Source organism: Streptomyces thermoalcalitolerans, from assembly GCF_039525155.1.
GTDB lineage: Bacteria > Actinomycetota > Actinomycetes > Streptomycetales > Streptomycetaceae > Streptomyces > Streptomyces thermovulgaris.
This window is the reverse complement of record NZ_BAAAHG010000036.1, coordinates 15,682-36,374: the sequence shown is the minus strand read 5'-3', so window position 1 is coordinate 36,374 and position 20,693 is coordinate 15,682. Positions and strand designations below refer to the sequence as shown.

Genomic DNA, 20,693 nt, shown 5'->3' with positions numbered 1-20,693 from the left:
ACGGCACCCGGACTTTCCCCGGCCTGTGAACTCAGGAGCCGAACTGGAGCGGTTTCGCGCCGAGGAAGTGCTGGCCTGGCTGTCCGGACGGGCCGTCCCCGCGAACGCCCTGCGTCCGGGCGAACCGATGGGAACGACATACGGCGACCGGTTCCGCGCGGGGCTTTCCGGAGGGGCGCCGGGTGGGCTGCTCCGAACAGTCGAACGGCTCGCGGGACCGGACGCGGACCGGCTCCGGGGCCCCATGCCGCTGGACCGCTATCTCCTGTGGCTGCTGTATCTCGTCCTGAACCGGATCGCGGATCCCGGCGACGACCTGGCCGAGGCCGTGGACAGTTTCCAAAGGATGGTGCGTGACCACGACCCGTCGGAGAAGGCGGTTTCGCGCAACCTGCTGACTGTACTCGCCGACACGCTCAGCCGTACCGGCGCGGGCTCCGTGCAGGAGAGCCGTGCGGCGTTCGACCACGTCCTGGTGCTCTGGCGTGCCGCATACGCGCGCGAGGGCGGCGCGTTCTTCACCCCGCCCTCCGTGAGCCGGGTCATGGCCGGTGCGCTGGCCGCCGTACGGCCCGGGGCGGTGCGCGTGCACGATCCCTACAGCCGTACCGGAGAACTGCTCGTCGCCTACCTGGACGCGGTCGCCGCAGACGGCGGCACTGCTCCGTCGCTGGTCAGCGGCCGTGTGCCCGAAGCCCTGGAACGGCAGGTGGCGGAGATGAACCTGCGGGTGCACCACGGTCGCGCCGTGCGGCTCGGCGAAGGGCCGTTCACCCCGGCGCTCGGTCCCTCCGCCGACCCCCCGGGCACCTTCGACGTGCTGTTGACCAACCCACCCTTCGGCCGCCGCCTGGAGGACGTGGATCCGCCCCCGTACTGGACCTACGGCGTTGCCCGCCGGACCGAGTTCGACTGGTTGCAGTACGTCGTCTCGCGGCTCGCTCCCGGAGGCCGGGCTGCCGTCCTGCTGCCGGCCGGGGCCTCCTTCAACGCCGGTGCCGCCGAGACCGTGCGGGCCGGGCTGGTCGAGGCCGGGGCCGTGGAGTGCGTGATAGCGCTGCCCGCCGGTCTCTTCGCGCTCACCGCCGTCAAGACACAGATCTGGTTCCTGCGCGCCCCCGGCTTCGACGGCGCGACGGCTCCCGAGGTGCTGTTCGTGGCCGGCGGACATCTCGGACACCGGATCTCCCGGACACAGTGGGCCCTGGCCGACAGCGAGATCACACGGCTGGTGGGAGAGTACGTGTCCTGGCACACGGCGAAAGAGGCCGGGCGCTCCTTCGCGGGCACCCCGGGCCTGAGCCGGACCGTGCCGGTGCCGGACATCGCGGCTCACGGCCACAATCTGGATCCCACGCGGTATGTCCGGCCGCGCGGCCAAACTGCGGTTCTCGGTGCGACCGATCGTGCCGAGACCCTCGACAGGCTGGCGAGACTCTCCGAAGAGATCGAGACATTGCACGCGCGGGCGGAGGAGGCCGGCGCCGTCGTGGCTCGGTGGCTCAGGAGGTATGGACTGTGACGACGACCGACGAGTTCGTGCCGCCAGCCGGCTGGTCGTACAGCCCGCTGCGGGACCTGTGCGCGTTCATCCAGGTCGGGCCGGGTCAGCACCCCGAGGACAGGGGCCGTACTCAGGCGGACGGCGGGGTCCCCCTCGTACTGCCGCGCGACCTGCGCGGTCAGCGGATCGTCACCGAGGAGGCCGCGGATGTCCCCGCGGTCTCCTGGGAACGGGCGCGGACGCTGGTGAAGTACGAGTTGGCCGAAGGGGACATCCTCCTCACCAGGACCGGAACTATGGGCCGCTGCGCCCTGGTGACCGGGGAGCACGCGGGCTGGTTGTTCCATCGCAACCTGGTACGGCTCAGGCTGCCCGAGAGGGGGCGGATCTCGGCCGCGTATCTCACCGCTTACCTGAGTGCGACGGCCGCACAGGACTGGATCAGGACCCGGGCGGTCGGTGCCGTCATCCCGTCACTGAGCATCCGTACCCTGGGGGACCTGCCCGTCCTCGTGCCGCCGGCCGCCGAGCAGGAGGCGATCGGTGCCACGCTTGCCGCCCTGGACGCCAAGATCCAGGCACATACCGAGATCGCTCGCGCGACGCATGCGTACCGCAGCGTGCTCGCCGACGCCTTGTTGAGCGGTGTTCTGTCGGCCGGGCCGTGACTCGGCCCGCCCCGCTCTAGACTCGTCGGTGTGGTGAGCACCGACTGGAAGAGCGACCTCAGACAGCGCGGCTACCGGCTGACGCCGCAGCGACAGCTCGTGCTCGAAGCCGTGGACACCCTGGAGCATGCGACCCCCGACGCCATCCTCAACGAGGTGAGGAAGACGGCGTCGGGGATCAACATCTCCACCGTCTACCGCACCCTGGAGCTGCTGGAGGAGCTGGGGCTGGTCAGCCATGCCCACCTCGGCCATGGTGCGCCCACCTATCACCTCGCCGACCGCCACCACCATCTGCATCTGGTCTGCCGGGACTGCGAGGGCGTGATCGAGGCCGATGTGGAGGTGGCGGAGGACTTCACGGCCAAGCTGCGGGAGCAGTTCGGCTTCGACACCGATCTGAAGCACTTCGCCATCTTCGGCCGCTGCGCGGACTGTTCCCCGAAGGGCTCGACCGCGGAGTCGTAGGCTTTCCTCCATGAAGAGTCCCCTGCTGTCCTTGCCCGGCGCCGTTCCCGCCGAGGGTGTGGACGAAGGCGTCGCCGCCCACTACGGCGACCTGTTCCGCGAGCAGCGCGCTCTCGCGGACGGCACCGGATTCGTCGACCTCTCGCACCGTGGTGTCGTCACCGTCTCCGGCGAGGACCGGCTCGGCTGGCTGCATCTTCTGCTCACCCAGCACGTCAGCGAGCTGCCCGCGGGCCAGGCCACCGAGGCGCTGATCCTGTCCCCGCACGGTCACATCGAGCACGCGCTCTACCTGGTCGACGACGGCGAGACGGTCTGGGCGCACGTGGAGCCCGGCACCCAGAAGGCGCTGATCGCGTACCTGGAGTCGATGAAGTTCTTCTACCGGGTCGAGATCGCCGACCGCACCGGGGACTTCGCCGTGGTGCACCTGCCGGCCGGCTCCATCGCGGAGGTGCCCGAGGGGGTCGTCGTACGGGAGACCCCGTACGGCCGTGATCTGTTCCTGCCGCGCGCGGACCTGGAGTCGTACGCCCGGACGGCCGGCCCGCCGGCCGGGATCCTCGCCTACGAGGCGCTGCGCGTCGAGCAGCACCGCCCGCGGCTGGGCTTCGAGACCGATCACCGCACCATCCCGCACGAGGTGGGTCTGATCGGTACGGCCGTCCATCTGCAGAAGGGCTGCTACCGCGGTCAGGAGACCGTGGCCCGGGTGCACAACCTCGGCAAGCCGCCGCGCCGTCTGGTCTTTCTGCACCTCGACGGCAGCGAGGTGCATCTGCCGCCGCACGGCACGGACATCCGTCTCGCCGACCAGGGGCCGGACAGCCGCAAGATCGGCTTTGTGACCACGTCCGTACGGCACTTCGAGCTCGGCCCGGTCGCGCTCGCCCTGGTCAAGCGGAACGTCCCGGTGGACGCGCGGCTGCTGGTGGGGGAGACGGCGGCGGCACAGGAGGTCGTCGTCGAGCCGTAGCCCCCGGAACCTCATGCCGTAGTCCCCGGAACCTCATGGGGACCCCCGGGAACCTCACCCGGAACCTCCGCGTTCCCGGGGGAACCGGCGGCCTACACCTCCAGCAGGACGGTGAACGGGCCGTCGTTCGTCAGCGACACCCGCATCTGCGCGCCGAACCGGCCCGTCGCCACCGTCGCGCCCAGCGAGCGCAGCTGGGCCACCACCTCCTCGACCAGCGGCTCGGCGACCTCTCCCGGAGCAGCCGCGCTCCAGGTGGGACGGCGGCCCTTGCGGGCGTCGCCGTACAGCGTGAACTGGCTGATGACCAGCAGTGGGGCACCGGTGTCGCTGCACGACTTCTCGTCGTGCAGCATGCGGATCGACCAGAGCTTGCGGGCGAGCTGGGCCGCCTTCTCCTTGGTGTCCTCGTGGGTGACGCCGACGAGGACGCACAGCCCCTCGCCCTCGATCGCTCCCACCGTCTCGCCGTCCACGACGACGCTCGCGCCGTCCACTCTCTGCACCACTGCACGCATGGCGACCATCATGCCCGTCGGCCGTCCGGGTGCCCGGGGGTGCCCCTGTCCGAAGGGCTCGGAAGAGGCCGGAAGAAAGTCCATATCGTGCTTCTTTGTGATCCATAACCCCCTATACGGGGCTGATCAGGGGCGCCCGGTCACATACTGGCCACTCGGAGTGGCACGATGCTTCCCGTACGTGCCGGTCGAGGGGACGGTTGAGGGGCATGAGCACATCGAGCACCGAGCGGCAGCCCAAGGCGGCCTTGCCGATCCACGGGGGCATTCCGGAGGGCCACCGGCCGCCCGTGCAGCGCACCGACAGCCCGACGCTGCCCGTGGAGCCCGCGAAACCGGCGGAACCGGCGGAACTGGTGGAACCGGCGGTGCCTGCCGATCCGCCGGAGCCCGACCTGACCGCGCTGAGCCTGTCCGAGCTGCGCGCCCTGCGCCGGCGGGCGCAGCGGGACGAGGCCGACCTGAGTTACGTACGGCGGCTGCTCCAGGGGCGGATCGACATCCTGCGCGCGGAACTGGCCCGGCGCGGGTCCGCGTCCGCCCCGGACTCCGGGCAGGGGCCCGCGCCCGGGCAGACCTCCCTCGTCGAGCGGCTCACGGAGATCCTCAAGGACGCGCCCGCACGGCAGCGTTCCTCGGCCCGCCATGTGACGCTCGACACGCCGCACGGGGAGGAGTACCGGAGGCTGGCCGCGCAGATGCTCGCCGAGGTCGAGCTGTCGGACCTGAGGGCCCGCACGGACGCGGAGCTGGGCGCGGCGATGGGACGGCTCGTGCGGTACGAGCAGCAGGTGTCCGGGCGGCGGCAGGAGCTGCAGCGCACGGCCGACGACTGCAGCGCGGAGATCGCCCGCAGGTACCGTGAGGGGGAGGCACAGGTGGACGACCTGCTCGCCTGACGCGACGGTCGTGGAGACCCCGGGCCGGCGCGGACGGCCGGTCACCCGGTGCCTCAGCTTTCCCAGCCCGTCGTCCCGGAAGGCCATCGCCATGTCCGTGTCGTCAGTGTCGTCGGCGTCGTCAGCACCGGCGTCCGTCACCTCCCCCGTCCTGGCGGAGGTGGTCCGCTCGGGGTTCGTGGAAGGGCGGCACCGGGGCAGCCTGGTGCTGCTGGGCACGGACGGTTCGGTGGAGCTCGCGCTGGGGGACGTGACCGCACCGGTCTTCCCGCGCTCGGCCAACAAGCCGATGCAGGCGGCGGGCGTGCTGCGCGCCGGACTGGACCTGAAGGGCGAGCGCCTTGCCCTCGCGGCCGCCAGCCACTCCGGGGAAACGTTTCACCGGGATCTGGTCCGCACGATGCTCGACGAGCACGGGCTGAGCCCGGAGCAGTTGCGGTGCCCGCCGGACCTGCCGCTGGACCCGGAGGAGAAGGAGCACTACCTGGCGTCCGGGGCGGTGCGCGACCGGGTGGTGATGAACTGCTCCGGCAAGCACACCGCGATGCTGGCGGCCTGCGCGCTGCGGGGCTGGCCCCTGGAGTCGTACCTCGACCCGGAGCACCCGCTGCAGCAGCTCATCCACAAGGGTGTGGAGGAGACGGCGGAGGAGCCGGTGGCCGCGGTCGGCACGGACGGCTGCGGCGCGCCGCTGATGGCGATCAGCCTCACGGGCCTGGCCCGCGCCTTCCGCGCCTTCGTCCTGGCCGCACCCGGCACCCCCGAACGCCGGGTCGCGGACGCCATGCGCGCCCACCCCGAGTACGTCGCCGGCACCCGCCGCATCGACACCTGGCTGATGCGTGAACTCCCCGGCACCCTCTCCAAGGTGGGCGCGGAGGCCGTCCAGGCCGTGGCCCTTCCGGACGGCCGCGCCCTCGCCTTCAAGATCGAGGACGGTGCGACCCGTGCCCTGGGCCCGGTCCTGGCCCGCGCCCTGGCCCTGGCGGGCCTGAACGCCCCCGTGCTCGACCGCATCGGGCACGCCCCGCTGCTGGGCGGCGGACAGGAGGTGGGGGAGATCCGGGCGGTGTTCTGAACGCGCCGACCGCACGGCCCGTCTGTCGGTGCTCGGCGACGAGTCCGCCGTGCGGCTCGCGGCGCTCGGCCGGGTCCAGGAAGAACGAGCGGGCGCCGCCCGTATGGCCGACGCCCTGCTGCGCACGTCCGGGCGCCCTTGGTGCCCGGACAGGTTCTGAGTGCTCCTTCCGTCGATGACGGCGGACAGCGATGGCGTATCCGTAGTCCGGTTGTTCAGTTGTGGCTGTGCTGACGGTCTTCAGTTGTGGCTGTGCGTCGTCTGTTCAGTTGTGCCGTCTGTTCAGTTGTGGCTGTGCGCCGTCTGTTCAGTTGTGGCTGTGCCGTGCGGCGCCGTGTGCCGGCTGCCGCTTTTCGTTGGCTCCTCCACCGGCCGCGCTCCCGGCTCCCCTCCGGAAGGAAGCACGGTCCGGTGTACCCCAACCGTCACCCTGGTGGCCAACACTTGGAAAGTTTGACCATGTTGTTCAAGTTGGCTACCAACTTCACTCCTCTTATCTCCACTTGGAAGCGGCTCATAACCACCTTTCCTTGAACTGCCGCAAGATGGCGAGAAGTTGTACTGTTTGGACGTGGACCCGGAATATGCCTCCGCCAAGGGGCGGAAGAGGCCGCGGCGGGCACGGAGAACACACCGCGAGGTGGCCGACGAGCTGCGCCGCCGGATCACGAGCGGTGTGCTGCGGCCGGGTCAGCGCATGCCCACCCAGGCCAAACTGGCCGTCGAGTTCGGCGTCGAGCGAGGAGCCGTGCGCCAGGCGCTGCGCATCCTGCAGGCGGAGCGTCTGCTCACCAATGTGTCCAAGGGAAGCCCGGCGACCGTCGCGTACGACCCGGGGCGGCCCCCGGTCGGCCCCGCCGCCCCGCCGCAGCCCGCCATGGTCGGCCTCGTCCCCCGTGTCGCCGCCGCCTTCGACGCCTCCCACGTGCGGATCGACGCCCTGTGCCTGACCGCGATCTCGCTCACCCTGGCCATGGGAGAACCGTTGCGGCAGATCCACGCCGGGCGACTGAAACCGGCCAAGGTCGACGTCCGCGTCCTGCTGCCCAGCCGCGACATCGACCTCGCCTTCCCCACGCCGGTGGACGACGCCTCCGCCGCCGGGCGGCTGCGCCGGAGCTGGCTCGCCCAGCGCAACGCCCAGGGACGGGTGCTCCGGCACAATCTGCTGGCCCTGCGCGCCACCCACGGCATCGACGTCCGGGTGGCCTTCCGCGCGCTGCCCTTCACCCCGCCGGTCAAGCTGTACCTGCTCAACGGCACGGAGGCGCTGTTCGCGTACTACACGCTGCGCCGGCGCGAGCAGGAGATCGACCACGAGCACCTGGAGCTCTACGACGCCGAGGGCACCCGGTCGATGCTGTTCGCCTTCGAGCGGGGGACCGACCCGCGCGAGACGACGTTCGTGGAGCAGTCCCACCTGTGGTTCGACGCACTGTGGGAGACGATCAGTTCGGAGCTCACGCTCATGGACTGACGGCCGGACCGGCCGTGCGCACAGGTCGACCGACCATGCGCACCGGTCACGGGGAGGGGCCCGCGAGCAGCATCGCCAGCACCACCGCCCCCGCGGAACTGAGGGCGGGGCTCTTGGCCTTGACGCCGACGGTGAGCAGCATCAGACCGATCACGCCCGGGGTGCCGTACTTCCACTGCACGAACTGATCCAGGCCGACGACGAAGGCGGCGGACAGAAGAGCGAGAGCGGGCACGGCGACTCCCCCCTTTCGGACGGCTGCGGGCCGGTACGAGGGCGTACCAGGAGGCGTAATCTCTGCCAACTTGAACGAGTTGGCTACCAACTTCGTTGTAGTTGTCCCCACTTGGCAGCCATCTATAAACAGATTTCAAACAACTCCCCTTAGATGGGTAGGAGTTGTAGCGTTTGGTTGTGACTCAGGAGAGCGTGGCCATGAACGGCAGCAGAAGAAGCACGCCCCAGGAGATTGCCGACGCCCTGCGGGAACGGATCCACACCGGTGTGCTCCAGCCGGGCGACCGGCTGCCCACCCAGGCCGAGCTCGCCGAGGAGTTCGGAGTGGAGCGCGGCACCGTGCGCCAGGCACTCCGGGTGCTCCAGGAGGACGGTCTGCTCAGCAACATCACCAAGGGCAGTCCGCCGCGGATCGCCGCCCCCGCCGCCGCCCGCGCGGAACCCCAGCCGACCATGGTGGGCCTCGCACCGCGGCTCGTGGAGGCCTTCTCCGCCCGCCGGGTGCGGATCGACGCGGCCTGTCTCACCGCCGAGACCCTGATGATCGCCCTGGGTGAGCCCGTGCGTCTGATCCACGAGGGCCGGCTGCGCCCCGAGGCGATCGACGTACGCATCCTGCTGCCGTCCCGGGACATCGACCTGGCCTTCCCGGTGTCGGTGGACGGACCGGGCGAGGACGACGACGATCCGGTCCACCAGCGCTGGCTCGCCCAGCGCAACGCCCAGGGCCATGTGCTCCGGCACAATCTGCTGGCCCTGCGCGCCACCCACGGCATCGACGTCCGGGTGGCCTTCCGCGCGCTGCCCTTCACCCCGCCGGTCAAGCTGTACCTGCTCAACGGCACGGAGGCGCTGATGGCGTACTACATGATCGCGCGCCGCGAGGAGCAGGAGGACGGCGGGACGCTGGACATGTACGACGTCCTCGGCACGGAGTCCCTGCTGTTCCACTTCGAGAGGACGACCGGACAGCGGGACGCCGCGTTCGTGGAGGAGTCCCAGAAGTGGTTCGACGCCCTCTGGGAAACCATCACGTCGGATCTGACACTCTCCTAGTGACTTCTGATACGACGCAGACCGAAACGGTGACAGCTCGAACCGGGGACGAGACCGAGGAGCTGTGGAATCTGATCACGCGTGCCCGGGTCGTGCTGTGGGACTTCGACGGGCCGATCTGCCGTCTGTTCGCGGGGCACACCTCGGACCGGGTGGCGGCCGAACTGGTGCGATGGCTGAAGGGCCGGGGGATGCACGGCCTGCTGACCGACTCCGAACGGCAGTCGCCGGACCCGCACGCCGTCCTGCGGGCCGTCGACCGCCAGTGCCCCGGCAGCGACCTGGTCAGGGAGCTGGAGGCCCGGCTGACCCAGGAGGAGATGCGCGCCGCCGCCTCCGCCCGGCCCACGCCGTACGCCGACCCGCTGATCCGCACCTGGACGGCGCTGGGCTCCCGCCTGGCGGTCACCACGAACAACTCGCCCCTCGTGGCCCGCACCTACCTGGACCGCCGTGACCTCACGTCCTGCTTCTCCCCCCATGTCTACGGGCGCACCCAGGATCTGCGGCACCTCAAACCGGACCCGTACTGCCTGAACCGGGCCCTGAACGCGACGGGTGCGACGCCCGCCCGGGCCCTGATGATCGGCGACACCCCCTCGGACCACCAGGCCGCCCGGAGGGCCGGCGTGCCCTTCCTCGGCTACGCCCGCACCGCCCGCAAGGAGAGGCTGCTCAGAGAGGCGGGCGCCACCGTCATAGTGGGGTCGCTGGAGCCCATTCTGCGGATTCTATCGGCCCGGCGGCGGTCGGCGGAGCGGACCGGGAGGGTGCGCTAGCATTCCCGCACCGTGCCCGAGCGAGCGCTTCCGTTTGTCCGTACGGTCACGGGAACGTACGGCCATGGCACACCCATGGCCGGGAAAGGCGGACACGGCCCCGCGGAGACCTGACGCGGAGGAGCGGGAGAACCGGAAGAAGCGGAAAGAGCGGTACGTCACCCTTTGTGCCGACTCGGCCGTTTCTCGCATCGCGAGGCCGGGACTCCCGGCTTACCGTTTGCCCAACCTGTCACCTGTGCGACCGAACCGGAGCGGCCAGTGGAGGCACCGCCCGTTTCCCGGGAACCCTCTGGGGGACACGCCGCGGCCGGCGCCGCGGAGCCGGCTCTGGAGGCGTTCGTGCGGACCGCCGTGCCGGGGCGGGGAGGCGGCGGGCACCACCACCGCACCCGCGTCGTGCCCGTGACCGCGAAGGTGGCGCCCCTCGTGGGCCGCCCGGCGGGCACCCGCGTGACCGTGCGGATCTGGTGCGCCGACGCCCTGCCGGTGGCCGTCCGCACCTGGCCCCGGCAGGAGGAGGGGCGGATCCTGGACGCCGTCCGGGCCGTCCTGCCCCAGGTCCCCGAACGTCTCGCGGCCGGCGGCGGCTTCGCCGTCCACAGCCATGTGGACGGGGTGCCGCTGGCCGGTGTCCGCGGGAACGGCAAACCCGTCGACACCCTGCTGGTCAGGGCCGTGGCGGAGCTGTTCGCCCGGATGACCCAGGTGCGGCGCACCGCGCTGCCCGCCCTGCCCCCGCTCTGGCCCCACAACCACACCGACAGCCAGGGCTTTCTGCGGACGCTGGCCCACCTCGCCGACGAGCAGCTCCGGCGGCCCCACTGGCTCCGCTACGGCGGGCTGTTCGCGGCGCTCGGCATTCCGGAGGACGCCCTGGTCCGGCTGCGGGAGCGGGTGCCGGCCATGAGCCGGCGGCCCTTCGGCCTGCTCCACACCAACCTGCACCGCAACAACCTGATCATGCCGTACGCCGGCGACCCGCCCCTGACCTGCGTCGACTGGGACCTCGCCGGCTACGGCGACCCCCTGCACGACCTCGCCACCCACCTCGTCCGCATGCGGTACCCGTCCCACCAGTGGCCCGAGGTCGTCGACGCCTGGGCGGACGCGATGTTCCGGGTCCGCCCGGCCGCCGTGAACGGTCTGTCCCGGGACCTGCGGCACTACATCGCCTTCGAACGGGCGCAGTCCGTCTACCCGGAGGTGATGCGGGCCGTGCGGAGTCTGCGGGACACGTCCGACCAGAGGAGCCTGGACGAGGCGGCGGCCCGCGTGCACCGGGCGCTCCAGGCGGGCGCCGAACCGCTGGGGCTCCGGAACGTCCCGGACGCCGCGGAGATCGAGCGTGTCCTCTTCCGCTGGCGGGCCTCCCGGACGGCGGCGCGCGGCGGCGCCGGCCGGGCGCGGGAGACGATCCCGTGGTCGCCGGACCCGCGCCTTGCGCAGCGGAGCGACTTTCCCGCCTCCGCCGTCGAACACGCCCTGCTCGCCGAGGGCATGGCCCCGGCCGACCGGGTCTTCAAGGGCACCACCCACCTCAACTCGGTGGTAAGGGTGCCCGAGTTCCCCTCCCCGGTCGTGGTGCGCCGCAAGGTGGCGGGCGCCTGCCGCCGCGAGCCGAGCTTCCTCAGCGAGCACGCCGTCCTGCGGGCCATCGAGCAGTCGGGCGTCCCGGTGGCGGCACCGCGGGTCCTCGCCCTGGGCCGCAGCCACCGGGGGGAGCCGTACGCCATCCACACCTACGTCGGTTCCGAGGACACCGACGGCCCGCCCCGCCACCCCGAGCACGGCCTGTGGCCGCACGAGGCGGACGCGCTCGTCGACCAGCTGTGCGCGCTGACGGACGTCGACTACGCGGGACTCGACCCGGTCGCGGGCGAGGAGACCTTCTTTCCCTGGCTCTGCGACCAGCTGGTGCTCCTGGTGGACGGGCTGCCCGAGGAGACGAAGCAGCCGGCCCGGCTCCTCGGCCTGCCCGACGCCTCCCGGCTCGGGCAGATCCTCTCCCGTTTCCGGGTCAGGCCCCGCCGTCCGGCCCTCCTGCACGGCGACCTGAACCCCTGGAACCTCGTACGCCGCGACGACGCCCGTGCCCTCACCATCATCGACTGGGAGATGGCGCTGATCGGCGACCCGCTGTACGACCTGGTCCGGCACATGCACCTCACGCCGACCCGCCCGGAGATCCGCGAGCGCATGTTCCAGCGCTGGGAGCGCCGTCTGCCCGCCGCGTACACGGCCGGCTGGCGCCGGGACTGGCGCGTCTACCGCTGGCTCGAGACCGTCCGCTCCGCCTACATCGACCTGGACCGCCTGGTCACCGGAGCGAGCCTGGACGCCCCCAACGTCCGCCGCGCCGTGGACTCCTACGCGATGACCCTCGCGGCGGCCACCGCCTCCCTGGGCCTGACGGCCCGTCCGGCGGCGAACCCGTACCTCCTGCACGCCCTGACCCGGCAGGCCCCCGCCGGAACCGGAAACCCGGCCTTCCCGCCACCGGACCGCTCCGCCGGCGCCTGGTCCCTCTGACGTCCGGTTCCTGACCGGACGGCCCGCCCCTGGCCGGCGAGGGCCGGAGGACCGATGGGGTTTTCCCGGCCTGCCGGGCGAGTCGGTACGCCTCCGCCTCGCGGATGAGTTCGCGGGAGCGGAGTTGGCGCAACGCGAAGTGCATGCCGCTCGCTCCTACTGCTGGAGCTCCATGACGTCGGCGACCACGCAGCTGACGTTGTCGGGACCGCCGGAGCCGTTGGCGAGAGCGACGAGTTCGCGGACCGTTTGCTCGGGCTCGCCGATGCCGGAGAGCACTCGGTGGATTTCCTCGGCCGGCACGACGGTGGACAGGCCGTCCGAGCAGAGCAGGTAGCGGTCTCCCCGCCGGGCGTCGTGCAGACGCATGTCGGGTGCGGAGTCGGCTCCTTGGCCCAGAGCGCGTATCAGCAGGGACCGCTGGGGGTGGGAAGCGGCTTCCTCCGGGCTGAGGCGCCCTTCGTCGACCATCGACTGCACCATGGTGTGGTCGTGGGTGATCTGGAACAGCTCTCCGTCCCGCAGGAGGTGGACGCGGGAGTCGCCGATGTGGACGAGGGCCAGCTGCGAGCCGGTCCAGAGCATCGCGGTGAGCGTGGTCCCGGTGTCCTCGGAGGAAGGGGCGGGTCCGCAGATGCCGTGCACGGCTTGCTTGGCCTGGTCGATTGCGTCCTCGAGGGCGTTGAGGAGACGGCCCGCCGGGAAGCTGCCGGTTTCGAGGCTCTTGAGCGCGTCGACAGCGGCGGCGCTCGCGGGGGCACCTTTGCTGCCGTAGCCGTCGGCGACGGCGAGAAGGCGGGACCCTGCGTAGACGGTGTCCTGGTTGCTCTCACGGACAAGGCCGGTGTCGGACAGTGCGGCGTAACGGATGCCCAGGGGCTTGGTGGTCGCAGACATGCCGGGGTCCTTCCGGGAGAGATGGTCGATGAGGAAGGTGGCCAAGTCCCGCCGTGCGGCTGTGTCGGCTTCGACCTCGGCCCAGAACGCACGGACCTCTTCGGCTGCCGGACCCGCCGCCAGGGCGCAGACGTGCCGGATGCGGGCGAGGGGCATCCCGAGTCGTCGGAGCCAGGCGACGAGCCGGGCCTGATCCAGTTGCTCCGGTGCGTAGAGGCGGTAGCCGGTCACCGGGTCGACGCGAGCGGGAGTCAGCAGGCCGAGCTCGTCGTAAAGACGCAACGCCTTCGGTGACAGCCGGGACGCCTTCGCGAACGTCCCGATGGTCAGCAACTCCATGCTCGTTCCTCCTCGTACCAGGCGCGTCGCCTGGCCCCACTGATGCTGTGGGTTTCCCCAAGGTGAAGGTCAACCAGGAGCTCCGTCCGGTTCTGTCCGGCGGCCTCCCGGCCGGTCGGAGGCTGTGTGACCGGCGGAGGAAGCCGGCCCGTTCAACCGGCGGGTCTCCAACGGGAGAGCAACGCCTCGGCCGCCGTTCGGCGTATCGGCGGGCCCGGAGGGCCGTGTCGCCCGACCGCGGAGGCGAGGGCCTGCGGCACGGCACGTAGGGTGGAGGCATGTGGACCCAGCACACCCAGGATCTGTGATCACCAGGCGTTGAGGGCGGTGCCGTACGGTGCCGCCCTCCTCGGCGTGCCTGGTGCGTGATCCACTTTCTCGGCGCCGCCCGCACTCAGGGGGCGCGATGCCGGGTCCCGTTCTTCCGGAGACGGCGGCTGTGAGAGCGCGTACAAGCCACGGTCCTTTCCCTTCCCCCGCTGCCAGGAGTGCCTCGTGCCCGCGTTGCTTCCCCCTGCTCTCGAACTGTTCCTCGATGTGCTGCGCTGCCCGGTGTGCCGCGCCCGTCTCCGGCCCGACCGCGGCTCACTGCGCTGCCCGGCGGGCCACACCTTCGACATCGCCCGCCAGGGCTATGTCAGCCTCCTCACCGGCACCCGTGCCACCAGCGGTGACGACGCGGCCATGGTCCAGGCCCGGCAGCGTTTTCTGTCCACCGGCGGATACGACCCCATACGCCAGGCCCTGACCGAGCTGACGGCCGACGCCCTGCCCGGTGGGGGAACGGTCGTGGACATCGGATGCGGCACCGGCTACTACCTGGCCGGGGTGCTCGACCGGCTGCCCGGTGCCCGCGGCCTCGGGCTGGACACCTCGGTACGCGCCCTGCGCCTGGCGGCCCGGGCCCATCCGCGGGTCGCCGCGGCGAGTTGGGACGTCTTCCGTCCCTTCCCCGTCGACGACCGGACGGTCGACGTCCTGCTGAATGTGTTCGCCCCGCGCAACCCGCCCGAGTTCCACCGGGTGCTCCGTCCGGCCGGCCGGCTGATCGTGGTGCGTCCCACCGAGCGGCATCTGGCGGAGCTGCGGGCCCGGATCCCCGGGATGGTCACGGTCGACCCGGACAAGGAACGGCGTCTGCGCCGGGCGCTGGAGCCCCACTTCACGGCCGCCGGCACCCGGCACATCACGTACACCATTCCCCTGACCGGGCAAGAAGCCGTCGACCTGGTGGGGATGACACCGAGCGCACGCCATCTGGCCCTCACGGACCCGATCGGTCGCGGTCCCCTGCCCGGCCGGGTCACCGTCTCGGTGCTGGCCACCTCCTACCGGCCCCGGTGACCACGGGCGGCGGACACGCGGCACACTCTTGCAAGCAAGTTGCTTGCATTTGTTAGCAGGGGTGGGGCAAGGTGGAGGCATGGCATCGCTCAACGTCGGCAATCTCGGTGAGTACCTGCGCGAGCAGCGGCGCAACGCGCAGTTGTCGCTGCGGCAGCTCGCCGAGGCTGCCGGGGTGTCCAATCCCTACCTGAGCCAGATCGAGCGCGGACTGCGCAAGCCGAGCGCGGAGGTGCTGCAGCAGGTCGCCAAGGCGCTGCGGATCTCCGCCGAGACGCTGTATGTGCGGGCCGGCATCCTCGACGCCGAGCGGGACCGGAGCGAGGTGGAGACGCGCGCCGTCATCCTCGCCGACCCCTCGCTGAACGAGCGGCAGAAGCAGGTGCTGCTGCAGATCTACGAGTCCTTCCGCAAGGAGAACGGGTTCGGGACCGCCCAGGCGGAGAGCCGGGCGTCCGGCCGGGCGGACGGTCGGGGGAAGGACGGCGAGGTGCACGGCGAGGCACAGGGCGGGAAGCACGACGGCCCGCCCGCCCGGGAGGACGCCGCCGGCGGCACCACCGCGCACGGCGACCGCACGGTCGACGGCAGCGGTGGCGGCGGCAGAGGCATACGCACCGGCACCGACTCCGCTTCCGGCTCCGCCGGGCGACGCCGTACCCGCACGTCCGACGGCGAGGACGCCGATCCGCAGCAGGCGGCCGACCGATCCCGGTGACCCCGCGACCGCACGGTCCGGCAGGGCCGGGCAGCCGGCCCCTTCAGCCGCGGCACCCACACATCTCAGCCACGAGCACATCCGGGAGGACCCTCACCATGGCCATCACCGACGAGCTGCGCAAGACCTTCCGTGACCCCAAGCCCCTCTACTTCGCCGCGGGCACCGCGGACCTGGCCCTGCAGCAGGCCAAGAAGGTGCCCGCCCTGATGGAGCAGCTGCGCGCCGAGGCCCCGGCCCGTATCGAGGCGGTGCGCAACACCGACCCGAAGGCCGTCCAGGCGAAGGCCGCGGCCCGCGCCAAGGAGGCCGGTGCCAAGGTCAGGGAGACGCAGGAGACCCTCCAGGCCAAGATCGCCGAGTTCCTGAACTCCTTCGACTCCGACCTGAAGAAGTTCGGCGCCAACCTCGACTCCGATCTGAAGAAGCTCGGTGAGACCGCCCAGGACCTCGCCCTGCGCGGTGTCGGCGTCGCCGCCGAGTACGCCGTGAAGGCCCGCGAGACCTACGAGAAGGTCGCCGAGCACGGCGAGCAGGCTCTGCGGACCTGGCGCGGTCAGGCCGCCGAGGGCATCGAGGACGTCGCCATGGAGGTCGAGGAGCTCGCCGCCGCCGTCGAGCCCAAGTCCGAGCCCAAGTCCGAGTCCAAGGCGGAGTCCAAGACCGCGCCCGTCGAGGTCAAGGCCGATGCGGTCGAGATGAACGGCGACAAGTCCGCCACGGCCGCGGGCGAGTCCGAGGCCGCCAGGAAGGCCTCCGGCAAGAAGGCCCCGAACGGCCGCAAGGCCTCGCCCGCCGGGAAGAAGAGCACCCCGCCCGCCAAGTGACGCCGGGCAGGCGGCACCGGGCGGACGGCGGACGCGGGATGCCTCCCCCGGAGGGCGACGGGCGTTCGGGCCGGGCACCCTTGGGGTGTCCGGCCCGTTCTCTGGGTACGGTGGTCTGGGAATCGGGAGAGAACGGGCGGTGGCAACATGTTGATGACCGGCTTCGCGGGGCTGCTGGGGATCCTGAAGCTCCTCCTCATGGGCCTGGCCGCGTTCGGACTGTTCGACGCGGCGTTCCGGCGCGAGGACGCCTTCCGGGCGGCCGACAAGCAGAACAAGGTGTTCTGGCTGATCATCCTCGGCCTGGCACTCGTCGTGAGCTATCTGTTCCCGATCTTCTCGTTCCTGCCGATCATCGGTGTGATCGCGAGCATCGTCTACATCGTGGATGTGCGCCCCGCGCTCAAGCAGGTCAGCGGCGGCAGCGGGTGGGGGCGCCGCGGCAGCAGCAGCGACGGGCCGTACGGGCCCTACAACGGCGGACGGTGAGCCCGGGGCCGCACGCCCTCACGGCTCCCGGTCCAGCAGGACCACGGCCACGTCGTCGGTGAGCTCGCCGCCGTTGAGCCTGCGCACCTCGCTCACGGTTTCCCGCAGCAGGTCCTCGCCGCGCAGGCCCCGGGCGTGCTGACGGCGGACCAGCTCCACCATGCCGTCCTGGCCGAGCCGTTCGCCGCTTTCTTCCACCCGGCCCTCGATCAGGCCGTCGGTGTAGAGCATCAGACTCCACTGCTCGCCCAGCTCCACCTGCGTCCGGGGCCAGCGGGCGTCGGACAGCAGGCCGAGGGCGGGGCCGTTGTCGTCGTACGGCAGCAGCCGGGCCGACCCGTCCGGAGCGATCACCAGCGGTGACGGATGGCCGGCCAGGCACAGGCCGGCCCGGCGTCCGTCGGGTGCGATGTCCACCGTGCACAGCGTGGCGAAGATCTCCTCGTCGGAACGCTCGTGCTCCAGCACCTGCTCCAGCGTGGTCAGCAGCTCGTCCCCGCACAGCCCCGCCAGCGTCAGCGCCCGCCAGGCGATGCGCAGCTCCACGCCGAGCGCCGCCTCGTCGGGGCCGTGCCCGCAGACGTCACCGATCATGGCGTGCACAGTGCCGTCGGGGGTGCGTACGGCGTCGTAGAAGTCGCCGCCGAGCAGCGCGCGCGAGCGGCCGGGGCGGTAGCGGGCGGCGAAGCGCAGCGTGGAGCCCTCCAGCAGCGGGGTCGGCAGCAGGCCCCGCTGCAGGCGGCGGTTCTCCTGTGCACGCAGCCTGCCCTCGGCGAGCCGGCGCTCGGCGATGTCGGACCGCTTGCGTTCCACCGCGTAGCGGATCGCGCGGTTCAGCAGCCGTCCGTCCAGTTCGTCACGGAACAGGTAGTCCTGGGCGCCCACCCGCACCGCCTGGGCGCCGCGCTCGGCGTCGCCGGAGGCGGTCAGCGCGAGAACGGCGTGCCGGGGCGCGAGTTCGAGCACCTGCTTGAGCACGGCGAGTTCGTCGTCGGCGCCGGCGGACCGGCCGGGCGCGGGCAGCGCGAGGTCCAGCAGGATGCAGTGGACGTCGTCGGTGAGCAGACGTGCGGCCTCGGTGAGGTTGCGGGCCGTACGGATCCGGATCGGCTTGCCGGAGGAGTCGAGCAGCTCGGGCACGATCGGCGAGCCACCGGGATCGTCCTCGATCAGCAGCAGCGTCAGAGGGCTGCCGGCGTCAGGAGCGGTGTCGCGGCTGTCCTTCTCGACCGTCGTCCCGGCGGGCGGGGCCCATGCGGTCGAGGGGCCGCCGCCGGGGGACGTGGTCTGCATGGTCTGCGCCTGGCCACTGTCCGCGGCCGGGACTCTCTGCCGCGGTACGGGCACGGGCATCGTCCTGGGTTCCTTCCCTCCCCCCGGGGGTGATGGGTACGAGGGGCCTCGCCCCACCGACGGGGACCATAGCGGTAGTCGGTGCTCCAGCGGAATGGTGTGCGGCACGTCGTTCGGCAGCCGGCCACTGGCATATGCCGCGATACATGGCGGAATTGGGCAGGGCGACGGTGGAAGCGGAATGACGAAGGTCACGCGTCGTCCGGGAGCCGGCCGCGAGCCGGCGTGCGATGCGTCACGTGGCCGGTGTCACCGGCCCTTCGGGCGCCTCGCGTCCGGGGCCCGGTCCGGGTCCGGCCGTACGACGCCCAGGATCGGCATCGAACCCGCCCCCGCGAGCGTCACCGTCCGCCCGGGTCGCGGGGCGTGGACGATCATGCCGTCGCCGACGTACAGCGCGACATGGCTGGCGTCGCGGTTGTAGATGATCAGGTCGCCGGGCCGCATCTTGGTGATGTCCACGCGCTCGAGCCGCTTCCACTGCTCCTGCGAGGTGCGCGGGATGAGGCGGCCGGCCGCCGCCCAGGCCTGCGAGGTGAGCCCGGAGCAGTCGTACGACGCCGGGCCCTCGGCGCCCCACTCGTAGGGCTTGCCGATCTGGGCCATGGCGAACTCGACCGCCTTTCTGCCGGCCGGGGAGGCCTTGCCGCTGATCTCCTTGAGGACTCCCGTGCTCAGCCAGGCCGCCTGTGCCCGCTCGGCGGCCCGCCGCTCCAGTTGGGCGAGGCGCTCGCGCTGCCGCTTCTCCAGCGAGGCCTCGAGCCGCTCGGCCTCCTTGATGCGCTGTTCGATCCGCTTCTTGGCCGCGGCCTTGGCCTTGCGGTTCGCCTCCAGCTTCCGCAGCTGCTCGGCGGCGTCCCGCGCGTACTGCTTCAAGTCCTGCTGGGTGCGGGTCGTTTCCTCGATCAGGGCCTTGGTGGCCCGCTCGCCCTGCAGGATCCGGCCGGCTCCGTCGAGGAAGAGCTGCGGGTCGCCGCCGAGCAGCAGCTGGGCCTCGGGCGGCAGACCGCCCAGGCGGTACTGGGCGCGGGCCGCGGCACCGGCGCGCTCCTTCAGGTCGTCCAGTCTCCGCTGTTTCTCGGCGATGCTCCGGGTCAGCTCGGCGATCTCGGCGGACTGCTTCCTCGTCTTCTCCGCGGCCGCGTTGTAGGCGTCGGTGGCGAGGGCCGCGTCGTGGTAGAGCCTGTCCAGCTTGGCGCGGACCTTCTCGAGGTCCTTGTCCACGGGGAGCGTGACCGGCGGGGCCGTGGCCGACGGGGAGGCGGACGGCGCCGGTGCCGGGTCGGACAGCACGCCCGCGGACGCCGTGCCCGGTGTGCTCAGCAGGGTGATCGCGCAGACCACGGTCGCAGCCGCTGCGAGCACGGTGTGTCTGCCCCGTTCCATATCCGCCCCCCATATGGTTAACCGTCAGTAACTTACGGTCTCCGGGGGATCTTGTCACGTTCCGGCGCAGGACGACAGAGGGAGGTTTCCCCCGCGTCGCCCTCCTGCCCGGACGGCGAGCGGCCCGCGAGGGCCGTTCCTTTGACGGACCGGGCCGGGGGCACGGTCCAGCCGCGCGGTGCCAGCGCCTCCCATCGCACCGTCACCTCGCCCTGCCGCCATCGCGTCGGCCCGTCCGTCACCGGCCAGTGGGCCGCGAGGTCGCGCACCGCGCGGATCCAGCGCTGGCGGGCGCCGTAGGAGGCGTAGGGCGCGGCGGCGGCCCAGGCGCGGTCGAAGTCGCGCAGGAAGGCGTGCACCGGCTCCCCGGGGACATTGCGGTGGATGAGCACCTTCGGAAGGCGTTCGGCCAGGTCCGACGGGCGGTCCAGGGAGGCGAGACGGGTGGCGAAGGTGACCGTGCGGGGCCCCTCCGGGCCGAGCGCCACCCATACGTGCCGGCGCCCGATCTCGTCACAGGTGCCCTCGACGAGCAGGCCCCCGCGCGTGTGCTCGTCCGCCGGGGCCAGCCGCGCGCACAGCCGCTCCCAGGCGGCGGCCACCTCCGTCTCGTCGTACTGCCGCAGCACATTGGCCGCGCGGATGAGGTGCGGGCGCTGCGGGATCGGCACCTCGAAGCCGCCGTGCCGGAAGACCAGCCCGTCCCGCTCGTACGGCTTCGCGGCCGCGACCCGCGCCGGTTCGATCTCCACGCCCACCACGCGCACGCGGGGCGCGGCGGTGCGCAGACGGTGCAGCAGCTCGACCGCCGTCCAGGGGGCGGCGCCGTAGCCGAGGTCGACGGCCACCGGATCGTCGGCCCGCCGCAGCTCGGCCCCGTGCACGGCCGCGATCCAGCGGTCCATGCGACGGAGCCGGTTGGGGTTGGTCGTCCCGCGCGTCACCGTTCCCACGACGGGGGCTCTCCCGCTCGAGCGAGACCGGGAAGGGGGGAGGGGTGCTGCGCGGGAGGCCATGGACAAGAGGGTAGGGGGCGCGGGGCGCCGCCCGCCCGGACGTCGCGCACACCACACGCGTGTGACGCATCCCCGGCAGGGAACCCGATATCGAACGATTGATCGACAATCGGTAATGATTCGGCAAAGAGT

19 protein-coding genes and 2 pseudogenes are annotated in these 20,693 nt (G+C 71.7%); 15 read left to right on the top strand and 6 right to left on the bottom strand.

Annotated elements, in window-relative coordinates:
* Window positions 1-25 precede the first annotated feature (25 nt).
* The 4 genes from ABD224_RS19870 to ygfZ are packed head-to-tail and all read left to right on the top strand — an operon-like array spanning window position 26 to window position 3,616.
* Window positions 26-1,522, top strand: coding sequence for an N-6 DNA methylase (locus tag ABD224_RS19870; protein WP_344051742.1), 1,497 nt, complete (start codon window positions 26-28; stop codon window positions 1,520-1,522).
* A complete protein-coding gene (locus ABD224_RS19865; RefSeq protein ID WP_344051740.1) occupies window positions 1,519-2,172 on the top strand; it encodes a restriction endonuclease subunit S in 654 nt (217 codons plus the stop codon). The genes ABD224_RS19870 and ABD224_RS19865 overlap by 4 nt, the downstream gene beginning before the upstream one ends.
* Window positions 2,173-2,202: 30 nt before the next feature.
* On the top strand, window positions 2,203-2,640 hold the full coding sequence (locus ABD224_RS19860; protein WP_344051738.1) for a Fur family transcriptional regulator: 438 nt from the start codon (window positions 2,203-2,205) through the stop codon (window positions 2,638-2,640).
* A gap of 10 nt (window positions 2,641-2,650) precedes the next feature.
* Window positions 2,651-3,616 carry a CAF17-like 4Fe-4S cluster assembly/insertion protein YgfZ gene (gene ygfZ, locus ABD224_RS19855; RefSeq protein WP_344051736.1) on the top strand — a complete coding sequence of 322 codons (966 nt, stop codon included), beginning with the start codon at window positions 2,651-2,653 and terminating at the stop codon, window positions 3,614-3,616.
* Window positions 3,617-3,708: 92 nt separating this feature from the next.
* Here the strand turns inward: ygfZ and dtd are convergent, their stop codons facing one another.
* A complete protein-coding gene (dtd, locus tag ABD224_RS19850) occupies window positions 3,709-4,134 on the bottom strand; it encodes a D-aminoacyl-tRNA deacylase (RefSeq protein ID WP_344051734.1) in 426 nt (141 codons plus the stop codon).
* 209 nt (window positions 4,135-4,343) lie between these two features.
* Here dtd and ABD224_RS19845 point away from each other — a divergent pair, with 209 nt between their 5' ends.
* From ABD224_RS19845 to ABD224_RS19830, 4 genes and pseudogenes are all read left to right on the top strand, one after another.
* The gene (locus ABD224_RS19845) at window positions 4,344-5,033 is read left to right on the top strand and encodes an RsiG family protein (protein ID WP_344051732.1); all 690 of its coding nucleotides are present in this window, start codon (window positions 4,344-4,346) and stop codon (window positions 5,031-5,033) included.
* 91 nt (window positions 5,034-5,124) lie between these two features.
* Complete coding sequence (locus tag ABD224_RS19840; protein WP_344051730.1) at window positions 5,125-6,111, top strand: asparaginase; 987 nt, start codon at window positions 5,125-5,127, stop codon at window positions 6,109-6,111.
* A gap of 31 nt (window positions 6,112-6,142) precedes the next feature.
* A pseudogene (locus tag ABD224_RS19835) lies at window positions 6,143-6,271 on the top strand (sterol carrier protein domain-containing protein); the annotation flags it as partial.
* Between the two features lie 411 nt (window positions 6,272-6,682).
* Window positions 6,683-7,588 (top strand): winged helix-turn-helix domain-containing protein, encoded by a 906-nt coding sequence (locus ABD224_RS19830; protein ID WP_425581017.1) that lies wholly within the window; start codon window positions 6,683-6,685, stop codon window positions 7,586-7,588.
* A 46-nt stretch (window positions 7,589-7,634) separates the two neighbouring features.
* Here the strand turns inward: ABD224_RS19830 and ABD224_RS19825 are convergent, their stop codons facing one another.
* Entirely contained in the window at window positions 7,635-7,823 is a 189-nt protein-coding gene (locus tag ABD224_RS19825; RefSeq protein ID WP_344051726.1) for a hypothetical protein, read from the bottom strand.
* 173 nt (window positions 7,824-7,996) lie between these two features.
* Here ABD224_RS19825 and ABD224_RS19820 point away from each other — a divergent pair, with 173 nt between their 5' ends.
* From ABD224_RS19820 to ABD224_RS19810, 3 genes are all read left to right on the top strand, one after another.
* Window positions 7,997-8,881, top strand: a complete 885-nt coding sequence (locus ABD224_RS19820; RefSeq protein WP_344051724.1) for a winged helix-turn-helix domain-containing protein — start codon at window positions 7,997-7,999, stop codon at window positions 8,879-8,881.
* Window positions 8,882-8,910: 29 nt separating this feature from the next.
* Window positions 8,911-9,660 carry an HAD family hydrolase gene (locus ABD224_RS19815; protein WP_344051722.1) on the top strand — a complete coding sequence of 250 codons (750 nt, stop codon included), beginning with the start codon at window positions 8,911-8,913 and terminating at the stop codon, window positions 9,658-9,660.
* 261 nt (window positions 9,661-9,921) lie between these two features.
* On the top strand, window positions 9,922-12,192 hold the full coding sequence (locus tag ABD224_RS19810; protein ID WP_425581016.1) for a phosphotransferase: 2,271 nt from the start codon (window positions 9,922-9,924) through the stop codon (window positions 12,190-12,192).
* Between the two features lie 156 nt (window positions 12,193-12,348).
* Here ABD224_RS19810 and ABD224_RS19805 read toward each other — a convergent pair whose 3' ends face one another.
* Complete coding sequence (locus ABD224_RS19805) at window positions 12,349-13,428, bottom strand: MerR family transcriptional regulator (RefSeq protein WP_344051718.1); 1,080 nt, start codon at window positions 13,426-13,428, stop codon at window positions 12,349-12,351.
* 495 nt (window positions 13,429-13,923) lie between these two features.
* On the opposite strand from ABD224_RS19805, the gene ABD224_RS19800 reads away from it, so the two are divergent.
* The 4 genes from ABD224_RS19800 (at window position 13,924) to ABD224_RS19785 (ending at window position 16,806) form a co-directional block, all read left to right on the top strand.
* The gene (locus ABD224_RS19800) at window positions 13,924-14,772 is read left to right on the top strand and encodes a putative RNA methyltransferase (protein ID WP_344051716.1); all 849 of its coding nucleotides are present in this window, start codon (window positions 13,924-13,926) and stop codon (window positions 14,770-14,772) included.
* A gap of 79 nt (window positions 14,773-14,851) precedes the next feature.
* Window positions 14,852-15,490, top strand: a complete 639-nt coding sequence (locus ABD224_RS19795) for a helix-turn-helix domain-containing protein (protein ID WP_344051714.1) — start codon at window positions 14,852-14,854, stop codon at window positions 15,488-15,490.
* 98 nt (window positions 15,491-15,588) lie between these two features.
* The gene (locus ABD224_RS19790; RefSeq protein WP_344051712.1) at window positions 15,589-16,317 is read left to right on the top strand and encodes a hypothetical protein; all 729 of its coding nucleotides are present in this window, start codon (window positions 15,589-15,591) and stop codon (window positions 16,315-16,317) included.
* Window positions 16,318-16,464: 147 nt separating this feature from the next.
* Entirely contained in the window at window positions 16,465-16,806 is a 342-nt protein-coding gene (locus tag ABD224_RS19785; RefSeq protein ID WP_344051710.1) for a DUF2516 family protein, read from the top strand.
* A gap of 18 nt (window positions 16,807-16,824) precedes the next feature.
* Here ABD224_RS19785 and ABD224_RS19780 read toward each other — a convergent pair whose 3' ends face one another.
* From ABD224_RS19780 to ABD224_RS19770, 3 genes and pseudogenes are all read right to left on the bottom strand, one after another.
* Window positions 16,825-18,249 (bottom strand): PP2C family protein-serine/threonine phosphatase, encoded by a 1,425-nt coding sequence (locus ABD224_RS19780; RefSeq protein ID WP_425581019.1) that lies wholly within the window; start codon window positions 18,247-18,249, stop codon window positions 16,825-16,827.
* 159 nt (window positions 18,250-18,408) lie between these two features.
* Window positions 18,409-19,545: a C40 family peptidase gene (locus tag ABD224_RS19775; protein ID WP_344051706.1), complete on the bottom strand. Its 1,137-nt coding sequence runs from the start codon at window positions 19,543-19,545 to the stop codon at window positions 18,409-18,411.
* Between the two features lie 170 nt (window positions 19,546-19,715).
* Window positions 19,716-20,498: pseudogene (locus tag ABD224_RS19770) on the bottom strand (class I SAM-dependent methyltransferase); the annotation flags it as partial.
* Window positions 20,499-20,693 lie beyond the last annotated feature (195 nt).

Bases quoted from the DNA above. Each gene is read 5' to 3' on its own strand.
- dtd (WP_344051734.1), bottom strand. From the start codon at position 4,134: ATGCGTGCAGTGGTGCAGAGAGTGGACGGCGCGAGCGTCGTCGTGGAC.
- ABD224_RS19785 (WP_344051710.1), top strand. From the start codon at position 16,465: ATGTTGATGACCGGCTTCGCGGGGCTGCTGGGGATCCTGAAGCTCCTC.
- ABD224_RS19805 (WP_344051718.1), bottom strand. From the start codon at position 13,428: ATGGAGTTGCTGACCATCGGGACGTTCGCGAAGGCGTCCCGGCTGTCA.
- ABD224_RS19795 (WP_344051714.1), top strand. From the start codon at position 14,852: ATGGCATCGCTCAACGTCGGCAATCTCGGTGAGTACCTGCGCGAGCAG.
- ABD224_RS19840 (WP_344051730.1), top strand. From the start codon at position 5,125: ATGTCCGTGTCGTCAGTGTCGTCGGCGTCGTCAGCACCGGCGTCCGTC.
- ABD224_RS19775 (WP_344051706.1), bottom strand. From the start codon at position 19,545: ATGGAACGGGGCAGACACACCGTGCTCGCAGCGGCTGCGACCGTGGTC.
- ABD224_RS19790 (WP_344051712.1), top strand. From the start codon at position 15,589: ATGGCCATCACCGACGAGCTGCGCAAGACCTTCCGTGACCCCAAGCCC.
- ygfZ (WP_344051736.1), top strand. From the start codon at position 2,651: ATGAAGAGTCCCCTGCTGTCCTTGCCCGGCGCCGTTCCCGCCGAGGGT.
- ABD224_RS19845 (WP_344051732.1), top strand. From the start codon at position 4,344: ATGAGCACATCGAGCACCGAGCGGCAGCCCAAGGCGGCCTTGCCGATC.